Origin of the sequence: Nocardiopsis sp. NPDC006832 (assembly GCF_040635885.1) — a bacterium.
In the GTDB taxonomy this organism is placed as follows: Bacteria; Actinomycetota; Actinomycetes; order Streptosporangiales; family Streptosporangiaceae; genus Nocardiopsis.
This window is the reverse complement of the sequence record NZ_JBEYLC010000033.1, coordinates 19,563-34,251: the sequence shown is the minus strand read 5'-3', so window position 1 is coordinate 34,251 and position 14,689 is coordinate 19,563. Positions and strand designations below refer to the sequence as shown.

Annotated in this window: 17 protein-coding genes; 11 read left to right on the top strand and 6 right to left on the bottom strand. The window is 70.0% G+C overall.

Annotated elements, in window-relative coordinates; genetic code table 11:
- Positions 1-39 precede the first annotated feature (39 nt).
- On the top strand, positions 40-1,080 hold the full coding sequence (locus ABZ717_RS16775; protein ID WP_358510932.1) for an LLM class F420-dependent oxidoreductase: 1,041 nt from the start codon (positions 40-42) through the stop codon (positions 1,078-1,080).
- Between the two features lie 105 nt (positions 1,081-1,185).
- Positions 1,186-1,764, top strand: coding sequence for a pentapeptide repeat-containing protein (locus tag ABZ717_RS16770; protein ID WP_358510929.1), 579 nt, complete (start codon positions 1,186-1,188; stop codon positions 1,762-1,764).
- 410 nt (positions 1,765-2,174) lie between these two features.
- On the opposite strand, the gene npdG is transcribed toward ABZ717_RS16770, so the two are convergent.
- Positions 2,175-2,870, bottom strand: a complete 696-nt coding sequence (gene npdG / locus ABZ717_RS16765) for an NADPH-dependent F420 reductase (RefSeq protein WP_358510926.1) — start codon at positions 2,868-2,870, stop codon at positions 2,175-2,177.
- Positions 2,871-2,921: 51 nt separating this feature from the next.
- Positions 2,922-3,113: a hypothetical protein gene (locus ABZ717_RS16760; protein ID WP_358510923.1), complete on the bottom strand. Its 192-nt coding sequence runs from the start codon at positions 3,111-3,113 to the stop codon at positions 2,922-2,924.
- A 113-nt stretch (positions 3,114-3,226) separates the two neighbouring features.
- On the opposite strand from ABZ717_RS16760, the gene map (ABZ717_RS16755) reads away from it, so the two are divergent.
- From map (ABZ717_RS16755) to ABZ717_RS16730, 6 genes are all read left to right on the top strand, one after another.
- The gene (gene map, locus ABZ717_RS16755) at positions 3,227-4,078 is read left to right on the top strand and encodes a type I methionyl aminopeptidase (protein WP_358510920.1); all 852 of its coding nucleotides are present in this window, start codon (positions 3,227-3,229) and stop codon (positions 4,076-4,078) included.
- Positions 4,079-4,209: 131 nt separating this feature from the next.
- Positions 4,210-4,332 carry a hypothetical protein gene (locus tag ABZ717_RS16750; protein ID WP_358510917.1) on the top strand — a complete coding sequence of 41 codons (123 nt, stop codon included), beginning with the start codon at positions 4,210-4,212 and terminating at the stop codon, positions 4,330-4,332.
- A 27-nt stretch (positions 4,333-4,359) separates the two neighbouring features.
- Positions 4,360-4,899: a hypothetical protein gene (locus ABZ717_RS16745; RefSeq protein ID WP_358510914.1), complete on the top strand. Its 540-nt coding sequence runs from the start codon at positions 4,360-4,362 to the stop codon at positions 4,897-4,899.
- Between the two features lie 58 nt (positions 4,900-4,957).
- Positions 4,958-5,791 (top strand): M55 family metallopeptidase, encoded by an 834-nt coding sequence (locus ABZ717_RS16740; protein WP_358510911.1) that lies wholly within the window; start codon positions 4,958-4,960, stop codon positions 5,789-5,791.
- Between the two features lie 161 nt (positions 5,792-5,952).
- A complete protein-coding gene (locus tag ABZ717_RS16735; RefSeq protein WP_358510909.1) occupies positions 5,953-7,344 on the top strand; it encodes a M20/M25/M40 family metallo-hydrolase in 1,392 nt (463 codons plus the stop codon).
- A gap of 61 nt (positions 7,345-7,405) precedes the next feature.
- Positions 7,406-8,377: an LD-carboxypeptidase gene (locus ABZ717_RS16730; RefSeq protein WP_358511020.1), complete on the top strand. Its 972-nt coding sequence runs from the start codon at positions 7,406-7,408 to the stop codon at positions 8,375-8,377.
- A gap of 20 nt (positions 8,378-8,397) precedes the next feature.
- Here the strand turns inward: ABZ717_RS16730 and map (ABZ717_RS16725) are convergent, their stop codons facing one another.
- The gene (gene map / locus ABZ717_RS16725) at positions 8,398-9,165 is read right to left on the bottom strand and encodes a type I methionyl aminopeptidase (RefSeq protein ID WP_358510906.1); all 768 of its coding nucleotides are present in this window, start codon (positions 9,163-9,165) and stop codon (positions 8,398-8,400) included.
- 93 nt (positions 9,166-9,258) lie between these two features.
- On the opposite strand from map (ABZ717_RS16725), the gene ABZ717_RS16720 reads away from it, so the two are divergent.
- The 3 genes from ABZ717_RS16720 (at position 9,259) to ABZ717_RS16710 (ending at position 13,166) form a co-directional block, all read left to right on the top strand.
- A complete protein-coding gene (locus ABZ717_RS16720) occupies positions 9,259-9,552 on the top strand; it encodes a helix-turn-helix transcriptional regulator (RefSeq protein WP_358510903.1) in 294 nt (97 codons plus the stop codon).
- Between the two features lie 196 nt (positions 9,553-9,748).
- Positions 9,749-11,716 carry an acyl-CoA dehydrogenase gene (locus tag ABZ717_RS16715; protein ID WP_358510900.1) on the top strand — a complete coding sequence of 656 codons (1,968 nt, stop codon included), beginning with the start codon at positions 9,749-9,751 and terminating at the stop codon, positions 11,714-11,716.
- A 157-nt stretch (positions 11,717-11,873) separates the two neighbouring features.
- On the top strand, positions 11,874-13,166 hold the full coding sequence (locus ABZ717_RS16710) for an MFS transporter (protein ID WP_358510897.1): 1,293 nt from the start codon (positions 11,874-11,876) through the stop codon (positions 13,164-13,166).
- A 6-nt stretch (positions 13,167-13,172) separates the two neighbouring features.
- Here ABZ717_RS16710 and ABZ717_RS16705 read toward each other — a convergent pair whose 3' ends face one another.
- The 3 genes from ABZ717_RS16705 to ABZ717_RS16695 form a co-directional block, all read right to left on the bottom strand.
- Positions 13,173-13,358, bottom strand: coding sequence for a hypothetical protein (locus tag ABZ717_RS16705; protein WP_358510894.1), 186 nt, complete (start codon positions 13,356-13,358; stop codon positions 13,173-13,175).
- A gap of 22 nt (positions 13,359-13,380) precedes the next feature.
- Positions 13,381-13,950 carry a hypothetical protein gene (locus ABZ717_RS16700; protein WP_358510891.1) on the bottom strand — a complete coding sequence of 190 codons (570 nt, stop codon included), beginning with the start codon at positions 13,948-13,950 and terminating at the stop codon, positions 13,381-13,383.
- 101 nt (positions 13,951-14,051) lie between these two features.
- The gene (locus ABZ717_RS16695) at positions 14,052-14,687 is read right to left on the bottom strand and encodes a TetR/AcrR family transcriptional regulator (RefSeq protein ID WP_358510888.1); all 636 of its coding nucleotides are present in this window, start codon (positions 14,685-14,687) and stop codon (positions 14,052-14,054) included.
- Positions 14,688-14,689: the final 2 nt, after the last annotated feature.

The following is a 14,689-nucleotide window of genomic DNA, read 5'->3' as shown; positions in this document are numbered from 1 at the left end:
GCCACGGGCCGGGCCCCGGCCCCACCGGGAGGACAGCAGATGCGCATCTCGATGCCGCTCCAGTACGCGGGCGAGCCCAAGGCCGCCGTCGACCAGGTCGTCGAACTGGAGAAGGCCGGCCTGGACACCGTGTGGGTCGCCGAGGCCTACGGCTACGACAGCCCCACCCTCATGGGTTACCTGGCCGCCCGGACCGAACGCGTGGAGATCGGTTCGGCCATCCTGCCCATGTACACCCGGACCCCCGCCCTCATCGCGATGACCGGAGCGGGGATCGACTACCTCTCCGACGGCCGTGCCATCATCGGCCTGGGCGCCAGCGGACCACAGGTCATCGAGGGTTTCCACGGCATTCCCTACACCAAGCCGCTGGCCCGCACCCGCGAGACCATCGAGATCTGCCGCAAGATCTGGGCGCGCGAGGAGCGTCTCACCCACGACGGCGGTGTGTTCACCCTTCCGCTGCCGCCTGAGCAGGGCACCGGCCTGGGCAAGCCGCTCAAGATCATCAACCACCCGGTGCGCCCGCGCATCCCGATCTACGTGGCCTCCCTCGGTATGAAGAACGTCGAGATGACCGCCGAGATCGCCGACGGGTGGCTGCCGCACCTGTTCATCCCGGAGAAGGCCGACAAGGTGTGGGGCAAGGCCCTGGAGCAGGGCAGGGCCAAGCGCGACGCCTCCCTCGGCGAACTCGACATCTCCGCCGGCGGCCTGCTCGCCATCGGCGAGGGCGAGGACGTCAAGAAGCTCTTGGAGTTCACCCGCCCGATGATCGCCCTGTACGTGGGCGGCATGGGCGCCAAGGGCAAGAACTTCTACAACACGGTGGCCCAGCGCTACGGCTACGAGGAGGCCGCCGAGAAGATCCAGGACCTGTACCTGGCCGGGAAGAAGGACGAGGCCGCGGCGGCGGTGCCCGACGAGTTCGTGGAGCTGACCAACCTGGTCGGCCCCGAGTCGTACGTGCGCGAGCGCGTGGAGGCCTTCCGCGCCGCCGGGGTCACCCGCCTCAACGTCACCCCGGTCGGCGAGGACCCCGCGAAGCTGATCGAGAAGGTCAAGGAGTGGGCCTCCTGAGCCCTCCCCCCCCCGATGATCTTGCTCGCAGCGCCCATTTGGGCGCCCAACATGGCGCTGCGAGCAAGATCATTCCTCATGTGACGACTCGAAGAAGGGAAGTTCGTGGAGACCGTCGAGATCCGGGGAGCGAAGGTGCTCCTGCCCAGCGACGACGAGCCTACGGTGCGGGCCTGGCCCTATCCCTCCGAGCCGGAGGAGGAGCGGATCGCCAACGCCCACTTCTCCTCCGTGGACCTGACCTCGCACCGTCTGACCGGCGTCGACCTCCACCGTTGCCGGTTCACCGCATCGCGCCTGATGGGGGTGTCGCTGTCGTACGTTTCGATGACCGACGTGCTGTTCGAGGGATGCCAGTTCGACTACGCGAGTTGGGAACACGTCAAGGCCACCGGTGACGTGGCGTTCGTCGACTGTTCCTTCAAGGAGACGGGGATCGTCCGGAGTGACCTTCGGGGCGCGGTGTTCGACGACTGCGCCTTCGGCGCGGAGATCAAGAGCACCAAGATGTCAGGCACCGATCTGCGCGGGAGCGATTTGTCGGGGTTCTCCGGGCTGGCCTCGCTGCACGGCGCGAAGGTGACCGAGTTCCAGATCCGACAGCTGAGCGTGGCGATGATCCGTGACCTCGAACTCACCGTCACGGAGCTTCCGTTGGAATCCGGGCCTGGAGCATCGCGATAGCCACACCGCTTGAGGAGGACGAGGAGTGATTCTTCCAGGTGGGGCGCCTGAGGTCTCTGCTCTTGGGGTTGTCGGGCGGGGTGGGGGTGGGTTCTCCCTCCTTCCCCGCCAGGCCACCGGAAGAGCCCCGACCCGAGGCGCCCCACCAACCCACCCGAACAACGCCCAACAACCCCGAGAGTCCCCCACCCCAGACCTATTGGCCGCTGCGAACGAGGTCCTTCGCCCACTCACCCTCACCGGCGTCGATCCCAGGTGGCTGAACCGGCGGTACCCCACACACTTCACCGCCGCTTTCCCAAGTGCCCTGTTTCCCAAGGACCCTGTTTCCCGAGGACCAAGAGGCGCTGTGAAACACGAACTGCGACGGCGCCGCCCGAATCCCCATGAGCGGCGCCGCACGTATTCGACTACAGGCCGGTGATACGAATACCGGCGTGGGTCTTGTAGCGGCGGTTGACCGCGATGAGGTTGGCGGTCAGCGCCTCCACCTGGTGGGCGTTGCGCAACCGGCCACCGAACACGCCACGCGCCCCGGGGATGCTGTCGGCCAGGGCCCGCACCACGTCCGTGGCCTCGCGGTCCTCGCCCAGCACCAGCACGTCCAGGTCGATCTCGGCCACCTCCGGGTCCAGCAGCAGCTTCGCCGACACGTGGTGGAAGGCGGCGGTGACCCGGCTGCCCGGCAGCACCTCGGCGGCCTGCTGGGCGGCGCTGCCCTCGGGCACGTCCAGCGCGAACGGCCCCTTCTTGTCGAAGCCGAGCGGGTTGACGCAGTCCACCACGATCTTCCCGGCGAGCTTGTCCGCCAACGCGACCAGCAACTCCCGGTGACCGTCCCAGGGCACCGCGACGATCACGATGTCGCCCTGGGCGGCGGCCTCGCCGTTGTCCAGCCCGTGCACCCGCACCTGATCGGACTCGCCCTCGACCAGGTCGTTCGCGGTCTTGGCGGCGCGCTCGGCGCTGCGAGAACCGATGTAGACGGTGTGTCCGGCCAGGGCGAACCGGCGGGCCAACCCTCGGCCCTGGTCGCCGGTGCCACCGAGCACGGCGATGGTCTTCCCGGTGATGTCCACGCCCTGCGGCGCCTTCTCTTCGCTCATGGGGCCGATCCTGTCAGAACGGGGTTCGGTGCGAAGCGCGCAGGGCCGTGCTCAACGGTCACCCTCGTTCTCCTCTTGTTCATCCCAGGCCTCGTTGCGTGCGGCGGCGATGCTCAACGCCCGTGACGCCGTCGCCTGGTCCGGGTAGGGCCCCAGTCGCTGGCTGTTGGGGCAGCCCTTCCCATGTTCGACCTCGTCGTGCCGCAGACAGAACCACCAACCGTCGTCCTGAACGTCCGCCACAGCCGACCCACCTTTCTCTAGCCGTTCTCGTGGGGCATCTACCCGCACCTGGGGTGCTCCTCACACCGGTCGTCGCGCCCCGCCGGTTCCACCCGCGAATACAATCAGTGTCCATGACTACTCCGCTGGTTCCTGGGCGCATCTCGCCGCAACGTTCGGTCCCCTCGCACATCGTCCGCCCGGAGTACGTCGGCAAGAAGCGTCCGGTGGAGGGCGTCCTGGGCGACGTCCACGACACCGAGACGATCGAGCGCGTGCGCGTGGCGAGCCGGATCGCCGCGCAGGCCCTGGAGGAGATCGGCAAGCGCGTCGAGCCGGGCGTGACCACCGACGAACTGGACCGGATCGGCCACGAGTTCCTGCTGGACCACGGCGCCTACCCGAGCACCCTGGGCTACAAGGGCTACCCGAAGTCGCTGTGCTCCTCCCTCAACGAGGTCATTTGCCACGGCATCCCCGACGACACGGTGCTCTCCGACGGCGACATCGTCAACATCGACATCACCGCCTACAAGGACGGTGTGCACGGCGACACCAACGCCACCTTCCTTTCGGGGAACGTCGCCGAGGAGAACCGGCTGCTGGTGGAGCGCACCCACGAGGCGACCATGCGCGCCATCAAGGCGTGCCGTCCGGGGCGCCAGATCAACGTGATCGGCCGGGTGATCGAGTCCTACGCCAAGCGGTTCGGCTACGGCGTGGTCCGCGACTTCACCGGCCACGGCGTGGGGCCGGAGTTCCACTCCGGGTTGATCATCCCCCACTACGACGACCCGCGCGCCACCACGGTCATGGAGCCGGGCATGGTGTTCACCATCGAGCCGATGATCACCCTGGGCGGGGTCGAGTACGACCTGTGGGAGGACGGCTGGACCGCGGTGACCGCGGACCGCTCCTGGACGGCCCAGTTCGAGCACACCCTGGTCATCACCGACTCCGGCGCCGAGATCCTCACCCTTCCCTAGGCGACCCATCGAGCCCACGGGCCCCGGCCGCGCCGCCGGGGCCCGACCCGTCTCCGCGACGACCTGGGGCGCGTGTGCTCACAGGGGGTGTCGGAGCGCTTCCTCTGTGCATGGGCTTAGAATTCTGAATCATGCATCTGAGCGCGCTGGTCGAGAGCACCCGTACCTTCGGGTACGAGTCATGCGCCGAAGGGTCTCCGGCCCCGCGTGTACTACTGAGAACCCTGTACAAGGCTCGTGAGATCGGCAGCTGACACCTCCGACCGACAGGGATCCACCCCATGGCGTTCTTCGTCCACCTGACCCCCCGAGCCAACATCGCCCTCGTCCAACGGTCCGGTGTGCGCACCTCCCCCGGACAGGGGAACGTCCGCGGGGTCTTCTGCTTCCCCATGCTTCCCTCCTACGCGGTGACCCACCAGTGGTTGCACGCGCTGGAACCCCATCACGAGCCACAGGGCATGGTCGCGGTGGACGTGCGGATCCCGGACGACGAGCCGGTGACGGTGGGCCACTTCGACGACCGCGACGCCCGCCGGGTCACCGCCTTGGAGGCGGTCCGCGTGGTCAGGTCCCTGAAGGATCCCGGTGGCTGGGAGGTGGTGGTGCCCCGTCCGGTGCTGCGCCGCGAGGTGGAACGCATCCGGGAGGTCGGCCGGGCCGGCGCGCGGCCACTCGTCCCCGAACCCTGCGCCCACACGGTGCCCACGGGCCCGCCCGACCTCTTCCTTCCCCCGTTCCCCACCGAGCCGCCCGTCAGCGTGCCCGACGTCTTCCTCCACTTCCAGTGGGCCATTCCGGAACAGGTCCGCGGCGACTGACCGAACCCGGCCCCGCCCCTATGGCCCCGCGAGGTGATCGGGCTCTAGGCTCTGCCGAATGAAGATCCTGATCTCCGCTGACATGGAGGGCGCCACGGGCGTCACCTGGCCCGCGGACTGTGAACCCGGAACCGAACAGTGGCAGCGTTGTCGTGGGATGTTCACCAGCGACGTCAACGCCGCCATCGCCGGACTCTTCGACGGCGGCGCCACCGAGGTCCTCGTCAACGAGGCTCACTCCACCATGCGCAACCTCCTGTTGGAGGAGCTGGACGAGCGCGCCTCCATGATCACCGGCAGGCACAAGGAACTCTCCATGATCGAGGGTGTGCAGACCGGTGACGTGGACGGGATCGTTTTCCTGGGCTACCACTGTGGGGCCGGGGACGACGGGGTGCTGGCCCACACCTACCTTCCCAACGCCATCACCGGGGTATGGCTGGACGGCGAGCCCGCGAGCGAGGGCCGGCTCAACGCCGCAGTGGTCGCCGAGTACGGAACCCCCGTCATCCTGGTCACCGGGGACGACCGGGCCTGCGAGGACGCCGAGTCCTACGCGCCCTTCGCCCGCACGGTCGCGGTGAAGGACCACGTCAGTCGGTACGCCGCGCGCTGCCGCCCGCCCGCGCGCACCGCCGCCGACATCCGCGAGGCCGCCGAACGGTCGATGACGCTGGCCGGCCGGATCGACCCGGTCGACCCCTCGTCCAAGGCGATGGAGATCGAGGTGGACTCCGCCCAGCTCGCCCAGGCCGCGGCGATCGTGCCGGGGGTGACCCGCACCGGCGCGCTCAGGGTCCGTTACACCTCCCCCGACGCCTACGAGATGATCCGCGCGTTCAAGACCGTCACCACGATGATCTCCAACCACATGGAGAAGGATTACGGCTGAACCATCCTGGCCGTTCGGAAGTCCCACTTCCGGGCGGTTCACCGGACAATCTCACGTGACAACCGGTAGAACTGTGCCCGGGACCCGGTAACGGCCGACCCTTGCCCCGAGCACGGTTCACCACCTCCCACCACCGAAAACCCCGAAGAAAGGCCGAGCCCGTGGGCCACACCAACACTTCCCTGCCCGACAGCGCCAGAGAAGAGGCGCTGGTCGCGGCAGGCGAGGACGCCATCCACCTGACCCGCGAGCTGATCAGACGCGACTCCACGAACCACGGCAAGGGCGAGGGCGACGAGCGCGCCGCCGCCGAGTTCGTGGCCGAGGCCCTCGGCGCCGCCGGCCTGTCCCCCGTGATCCTGGAGTCCGCCGACCGCCGCGCGAACGTGGTGGTGCGCGTCCCCGGCACCGACCCGGACGCCGACGCCCTGCTGGTGCACGGCCACCTGGACGTGGTGCCCGCCGACGCCCACGACTGGTCGGTGCCGCCGTTCTCCGGTGAGATCACCGACTGCCCGGTCACCGGCGCGCCTTCTCTGTGGGGTCGCGGCGCCGTGGACATGAAGAACACCATCGGTATGGTCACCGCGGTGGTGCGGTACTGGTCGAAGCTGGGGCTGCGACCGCGCCGCGACATCGTGTTGGCGTTCGTGGCCGACGAGGAGGACAGCGCCGCATACGGGGCGGACTACCTGGTGCGCGGGCACGCCGACCTGTTCGAGGGCTGCGCGGTGGCGATCGGTGAGGGCGGTGGCCACACGGTGCACACCCGCGACGCCGCCGGGGCTCCGGTACGGCTGTATCCGATCGGTTCGGCCGAGCGTGGCAGCGCGTGGCTGACCTTGCGCTCGCACGGCACGGCCGGGCACGGTTCCAGACCGCCGCGGGACAACGCCGTGGGCGCGCTGGCCGCCGCCGTGGCACGGATCGACCGGCACGATTGGCCACTGCACCTGACCCCGGTGGTGCGCTCGGCGATCGACTCGATCGCCGACGCCCTGGGCACGGAGCGGATCCCGGGCGACACCGACACCAACGAGGCGGTGGACGCCCTGGTGGCCCGTCTGGGCACAGCCGCGTCACTGGTGGGACCGACGGTGCGCAACAGCGCCACCCCCACGATGCTCTCGGCCGGGTACAAGGTGAACGTGGTACCTGGAGAGGCGACCGCGGGCGTGGACGGCCGGGTGCTGCCCGGTGGCGAGGACGCGTTCGCCGCCACCATGGACGAGCTGACCGGGGACGGTGTGAGCTGGGAGTTCGCGCACGATTCGCCTCCGGTGGCCGCGCCGGTGGACTCGTCGGCCTTCGACGCGTTTCGGAACGCGCTGACCGCCCACGATCCCGAGGCGCGGGTGGTCCCGGTGTGCCTGGCCGGCGGTACGGACGCGAAGGTGTTCTCGCGGCTGGGCATCGATTGTTACGGCTTCTCCCCGATGCGTCTGCCCGAGGGGGTGGACTACCCGGGGCTGCTGCACGGGGTGGACGAGCGGGTGCCGTTGGAGGGTCTGCGGTTCGGGGTGCGGGTGCTGGACGGTTTCCTGCGTTCCTGACCGGTGGAGGGGACGACGACAGAGGAGTGGGGGAAGCGACGTGGGTGAGTCTGTGGCCGAGGTGCGCGAGGAATTCACGGGTGGAGGGGCGTCGGCGGTCGGGCCGACGACACTGCGTCGGCCGCCGAGGCTGCGTGAGGGCGATCGGGTTCGGTTGGTGGCCCCGTGCAGCCCGGTACCGGACGACCGGTTGGACGCGTCGGTGGAGATCCTCACCGGGTGGGGGCTGGAGGTCGAATCGGCCCCGCACGTGCGCGACCGGCATCCGAGTCTGCCCTACCTGGCGGGCCTCGATCGGGACCGGGCCGCCGACCTACAGGACGCCTGGTGCGACCCGGACGTTCGGGCGGTCTTCTGCGCCCGTGGCGGCGACGGCGCGCACCGGATGTTGGACCTGTTGGACTTCGAGGCGATGCGCCGGGCCGAACCCAAGGCGCTGATCGGGTTCAGCGACATCACGGCGCTGCACGAGGCGTTCGCCGTCGAACTGGGCGTGACGACGGTGCACGGCCCGGTGGTGGGAAGCCTCTACTTCGTGGGTGACGAGGTGGCTCAGGCGGAGTTGCGCGCCACCCTGTTCACCCCCGAGAAGCGGATGGTGCTCACCTCGCCGGGGGCGCGCGCGCTGGTGCCGGGTCGGGCCGAGGGTGTGCTGTTCGGCGGGAACCTGAGCCTGCTCAACGACGGGTTGGCCACGCCGCACAGCCGTCTGGCGACCAACGGCGGCATCCTGGTCCTGGAGGACGTCAACGAGGACGCCGCCCGGGTGGACCGGATGCTCACCCACCTGCTGCGCACCGGCTGGTTGGACGGGGTGCGGGGGGTGGCGATCGGCACCTGGACGGACTGCCCACCGAGCCCGGAGGTGATCGCCGACCTGATGCGCGACCGACTCTCCCACCTGGGGGTTCCGGTGCTGTGGGGGCTGGAGTTCGGTCACTGCGCCGCCCAGCTCACCCTTCCGCTGGGGGTCATGGCGACCTTGGACACCGAACACGCCCGCCTGGAACTGGCGGTCCCCGGCCTGGAGTGAGACCGGGGTAGACCGCCTGTTCAGGGCAGGGTGAGCACCATGGGTCCGTCGTCGGTGACGGCGACGGTGTGCTCGCAGTGGGCGGCGCGGGTGCCGTCGTCGCTGAGCACCGTCCACCCGTCGTCGGCGTGGGCGTAGCCGTCCGAACCGCCGCGCACCAGCATCGGCTCGATGGCGATGGTCAGCCCCGGACGCAACTTCAGCCCCCGTCCGGGGCGACCGTCGTTGGACACGTCGGGGGCCTCGTGCATGGTGCGGCCGATGCCGTGTCCGCCGTGGTCGGCGGTGAGCCCGTAGCCGGCGGCGCGCGCGTCCCTCGCGATGGCGTGTCCGACGTCGCCCAGACGGGCGTCGGGTCGGGCCGCGGCGATGCCCCGGGCCAGGGCGGCCTCCGTGGCCTCGATCAACGCCAGGTCGGCGGGGTCGGCCTCGCCCACCACGAAGCTGATCGCGGCGTCGGCGGACCAGCCGCGCAGGCGGGCGCCGCAGTCCACGGTCACCAGGTCGCCGTCGTCCAGCCGTCGGGGGGAGGGGACGCCATGGACGATCTCGTCGTTGACGCTCACGCAGGCCACCCCGGGGAAGGGCATCGGCGCCCAGGCGGGGTGGTAGCCGAGGAAGAGCGCGTCCGCGCCGGCGTCGGCGATGACCTTCGCGGCGACGCGGTCCAGGTCGGCGGTGGTGCGGCCGGGCGCGGCCGTCTCTCGTGCGGCCTCCAACGCGTGGGCGACCACGCGGCCCGCTTCGCGCATGAGGACGATCTCTTCGGAGGTCTTCAGTTCGACCATGGGTTCGAGCACCTTTCGAGCCAATTTATATACCGGTATAACTATGCCATACGCCTCCGGGTCTCCGAAGGGCTCCGGGTTAGACTCGTCCCCATGGTTCGTGAACCACTGACCGAAGAGCAGATCGAGCGAGGCCGTGCCCTGGGCGCCATGTTGCGGGCCGCCCGGGCCGAGCGCACCATGGTGGACGTCGCCCGCCGTTCCGGGATCTCCGTGGAGACCCTGCGCAAGATCGAGGGCGGACGCATCCCCACACCGGCCTTCTTCACCGTCGCGGCCGTCGCCGCGACCCTGGACCTGTCCTTGGACGACCTGTTGCGGCGAACGGACACGGCCGTCGCCCCCAGCACGGCCCCCGCGACACCGTTGCGCGACATCGCGGTCTGAAACCCCTCACCTCATGGTGGCCGGATGATCTCCGTCCCCGGTGACCCCGAAACAGGACATCGGGAGCACTCGATGACCTACTACCTTTGGACTCATCACACCTGCGCCCGGGCGTGTTCGGTCCGCCGGTGTACGCGCTGGTGGTAGTCACGTGGGGACACGGGCGCGCGTCGAAGAACGACCACAGGGGGAGCACATGAGCGAACAGGCACCGTTGAAGCCGAACGAGGCCGAACTACGCGGTCTGTTGGACGGACGCTGGGCCAACGTGCGCGAGAGGGCCCGCGACGTCATCCGAGGCGACGTGTACGCCCCGGTGCACGACCTGTCCATGGAGGATCACCGCGCCCGCACCCTCGAACAACTCCACGCGTTGGCCGCGACCGGCATGCCCGCCTACGGTTTCCCGAAGTCGGTCGGCGGGGCCGACGACGTCGGCGCCTCCGTGGTCGCGTTCGAGATGCTCGTCGCCGACATGTCCCTCATGGTGAAGATGGGTGTGCAGTTCGGTCTGTTCGGTGGGGCCATCAGCGCCCTGGGCACCGACGACCACCATCAGCGCTACCTGCCGAGCGTCATGAGCGTGGAGCTGCCCGGTTGCTTCGCGATGACCGAGACCGGTCACGGTTCGGACGTTCAGCGGTTGCGCACCACCGCCACCTACGATCCGGCCACCGAGGAGTTCGTAGTCCACACGCCCGACGAGTCGGCGCGCAAGGACTACATCGGCAACGCCGCCCGAGACGGGCGCGCGGCCGTGGTCTTCGCCCAGCTGCGCACGCCCGGCCCGGACGGTCTCGTCGAGCACGGTGTGCACGCCCTGATGGTGCCGATCCGCGACGAGAAGGGCGACCCGCTGCCCGGGATCACCGTCGAGGACTGCGGCCCCAAGGCGGGCCTCAACGGGGTCGACAACGGCCGGCTGTGGTTCGACCAGGTGCGGGTGCCGCGCACCGACCTGCTCAACCGGTACGGCGACGTCGCCGCGGACGGGACCTACTCCAGCCCGATCGAGAGCCCCAACCGTCGGTTCTTCACCATGTTGGGCACCCTCATCCGTGGTCGGATCAGTGTGGCCGGGGGCGCCGGCACCGCCACGAAGGCGGCACTGGCCATCGCGATCCGCTACTCCGACACCCGCCGCCAGTTCACCCGCCCCGCCACCGAGAACCGCCCCGAGCAGGAGGTGAGGGTCCTCGACTACCTGGCCCAACAGCGCAAGCTGCTGCCGGCGCTGGCCCGCACCTACGCCCTGCACTTCGCCCAGGAGGAGCTGGTCACCCGACTGCACGAGCTCTCCCGCGACACCGAACGCGACGAGCACGCCCAGCGCGAACTGGAGTCGCGCGCGGCCGGTCTGAAGGCGATCTCGACCTGGCACGCCACCGCGACCATCCAGACCGCCCGCGAGGCGTGCGGTGGCTCGGGCTACATGGCGGAGAACCGGATCCCGCAGCTCAAGGCGGACTCGGACATCTTCACCACGTTCGAGGGCGACAACACGGTCCTGTTGCAGCAGCTGGCCAAGGCGATGCTGACCAACTTCAAGGACAACTTCGGCGACCTGGACCAGATGGGACTGGCCAAGTTCATGGCCGGCAAGGTGTTCGAGAACGTCATCGAGCGCACCGCCGCCATCCCATTGATCGAACGGCTCATCGCCGCCGCCCCGGGCCGCAGCGACGAGGCGGGGCTGTACAACCGGGGCTGGCACCTGGAGCTGTTCGAGGACCGGGAGAAGCACGTCCTCGAAAGCCTGGCGGCGCGTCTGCGCCGGTCCCGCAAGGACGGCAGTGACGCCTTCGACGTGTTCAACCAGGCCCAGGACCACGTCCTAGAGGCCGCGCGTGCGCACATGGACCGGGTGGTCCTGGAGGCGTTCGTGGCGGCCATCGACCGCTGTGGTGACAAGTCCACCACCAAGCTCCTCAACCGGGTGTGCGACCTGTACGTGCTCTCGGTGATCGAGGAGAACAACGGCTGGTTCCTGGAGCACGAGCGGCTCTCCACCGCTCGTTCCAAGGCCGTCACGGCGGCCGTCAACGACCTGTGCCAGGGTCTGCGGCCCTACGCGGTCCAACTGGTGGACGCGTTCGGTCTGCGCGACGAGTGGTTGGGCGCCCCGATCGCGCTGGGCGCCGAACACCGCCGCCAGGGCGAATAAGGACCGACCCGCGTCGTACTCCCCGGTACGAACGCACGGGCGCCCCATGTCCACCGGGTTGCGACCTGGGGCCGTGGGGCGCCCGCCTCGCCTCTCCCCTTCCCTCGGACCACCCGGACGTCTAACATGAATCATCTTCATGTTAGGCAGGTCACACGTGCGTACACCCCCCGCGCCCGGAACCCCCTCCTCCCCCGAACAACCCGTCCCGGCCGCGTTGGCCGAGCCCACCCGCCCCGTCCGAGCGCTGTGGGTGGCCGGGATCAGCCTGGCCAACCTCGGCATGTGGATGGCGTTCTTCGGCCCCCTCCAGGTGCTGTTGCCCGAACAGATCGGCCGGATCGTCCCCGCCGACAAGGAGACCGTCCTGGCGTGGGTGACCGGGGTGGGCGCGACCATGGCCCTCATCGCCACTCCCCTGGCCGGCGCCCTGTCGGACCGCACCACCGGTCGCCTGGGCCGCCGACGCCCCTGGGTGCTGACCGGAGCGGCGCTCGGCGGCGCGGGACTGGTGGTGCTGGGCACCCAGGAGACCGTCCTGGGCGTCCTGCTGGGTTGGTCGTTGGTACAGACGGCCCTGTCCTGCCTGAACGCGACCCTGCTCGCCGCGGTCCCCGACCACGTGCCCCGGAGCCAGCGCGGCGCGGTCTCCGGGTGGATCGGCATCCCCCAGTCCGCCGGCGTGGTCGCCGCCGTCGTGCTGGTGACCATCGTGGTCACCGAGATCGCCCCCGGTTACACGCTCATCGGGGTGCTCACGCTGGTGCTCGCGCTTCCGTTCGCGCTGCTCTCACCCGATCCGCCGCTGCCGCGCGCGGCGCGCCCGCCCTGGCGCGGCATGCTGCGCGGGCTGTGGGTATCGCCCCGTCGGCATCCGGACTTCGGGTGGGCGTTCCTGACCCGCTTCCTCATCGGCACCGGCAACGCCATGTTCATCCTGTACCTGCTGTACTTCCTGCGCGACGCCGTGGGCTATGAGGAGCTCTTCCCCGGGTCGGCGGCCACCGACGGCCTGTTGACGCTGATCCTGGTGTACACGGCGGCGGTGGTGGCCACCACCGTGGTGGCGGGCCTGATCTCCGACCGGATCGGCCGACGTCGCGTCATGGTCGCCCTGGCGGGCGTGGTCATGGGCGTACCGGCGTTCATGGTGGCCCTCTCCCCCACCTGGCCGACCCTGCTGGTGTGCGCGGTGGTGTTGGGCGTGGGCTTCGGCGTGTTCCTGTCCGTGGACAACGCCCTGGTCACCGAGGTGCTGCCGAGCGCCGAGGGGCGCGCCAAGGACTTGGGGATCGTCAACATCGCCAGCTCCGGACCACAGGTGATCGCCCCGGCGCTGGCCGGCCCGATCGTGGTGCACCTGGGCGGATACCCGGTGCTGTACACCGTGTGCGGCCTGGTCTCCCTGCTCGGCGCGGCCGTCGTGTGGAAGATCAAGGGGGTCCGCTGAGCCACCTCAACGTGCCCAGCGCAGGCAGGCGTAGGTGATCACGAAGAACAACGCGCCGAAGAGCGCCCCGTAGGCGAGCGCCTGGATCCAGGTGTCCCCCATCAGCGCACGCAACGGCACCAGGACGACGGCGGAGATCACCGCCGGTCCGGTCGCGTTCAGCAGCGGCCGTCGGGCGGGTTCGGGGGACACGCGTGGCTCCTTCGCACGGTCTTCACTCGGTGACGGCGTCCAGCGAACCGGTGTCGGACCGGGACAGCCCGGCGACCTCCTCGCCGCGCCGACGGGCCGGTTCCCACCACCACCAGTGCGTCTGTGGCACCCAGGTGGGGATCTCCTCGACGCTGGTCGGCGCGGCCTCGGCCGCCACCGCCTCCAGGGCGTCGTCGATGCGCGGAACCGCCTCCAGGTCGCCCGGGCGCATACAGCGTTCCCACGGAACGAACTCGTCGCCGAGGATCTGCAGCATGGAACGGCGCCAGCACGCCGCGCGGTAACCCTCGTGCCTGCCGTTGTCGGCCGCGGTCTGGGTCCGCACCACGTACAGGCCCATCCTGTCGGGGTTGCTGCCGCTGACCAGGAGTTCGGAGAGGGTGGCGATGAGGTTCTGTCCGCCTTGGGACCGGCGTTCGGACCGGTCGGTGGCCCGGTACAGGTCGAAGAGCCGGGCGAAGGCCGTGTCCATCAGGGCGTCACGGTCCCGACGCCGCGCGGCGCTCTCCGCGAACGCGTCCACCGCCCGCCTGGCCAGGCCGGGGAGGTCCCTGCCCGTATCCGCACTCACCGACGCACCGCCTTGTCCATCGAACCCGTCATGGCCGGGCCGAGGTGAGGCCCGGCCCGCTTCACGATCATAATCCCGGCGATGCCGGAGCGGATAGGAGGTTACCGCCTGGTATCCGCTTCTGGCACGTCCTCGCCGCGCAGGGCGTGTTCGAGCATGCGGGCCCACTGACCGACGACACGGCGGCGTCGTGCCCGGTCATCGGTGAGGAGGTTGGCCAATCCCAGTCCGCGGGCCAGGTCCAGGGTGGCCTGGACCGCCTCCCGGGTCCCGGGGAGCGACTCGTCGGCGTCGAGCAGGTCCACCACCGCGTGGTGCAACTCCCGCCCCACCTGTTCCTCCAGGGGGATGAGTTGGGCGCTCAGGGCCGGCTCTCCGGCCGCGGCCGCCCACAACTGAAGGGCGGCGTCGAAGTCGGGGCCGCTGAAGGCGTCCACCACCATCTGCACCACGGCCTCGGTGCGTCCCGGCCCCGCCTGGACGGACGCCGCCCGACGACGCAGGTCGGCGCCACGACTGTCGACCATGTGCCGCAGCGCCGCCAGCAGTAGTTCCTCCCTCGTCGGGAAGTGGTGCTGGGCGGCGCCACGGGAGACCCCGGCGCGTTCGGCGACCGCGCTCACCGTCGCGCCGGGTACCCCGCGTTCGGCCAGGCAGGCGACGGCCGCGTCCATCAACCTGGCCCGGGTGAGCCGGCTGCGTTCCTGTCTGGGTCCACGGTCCGGTGCCGTCTCCACTC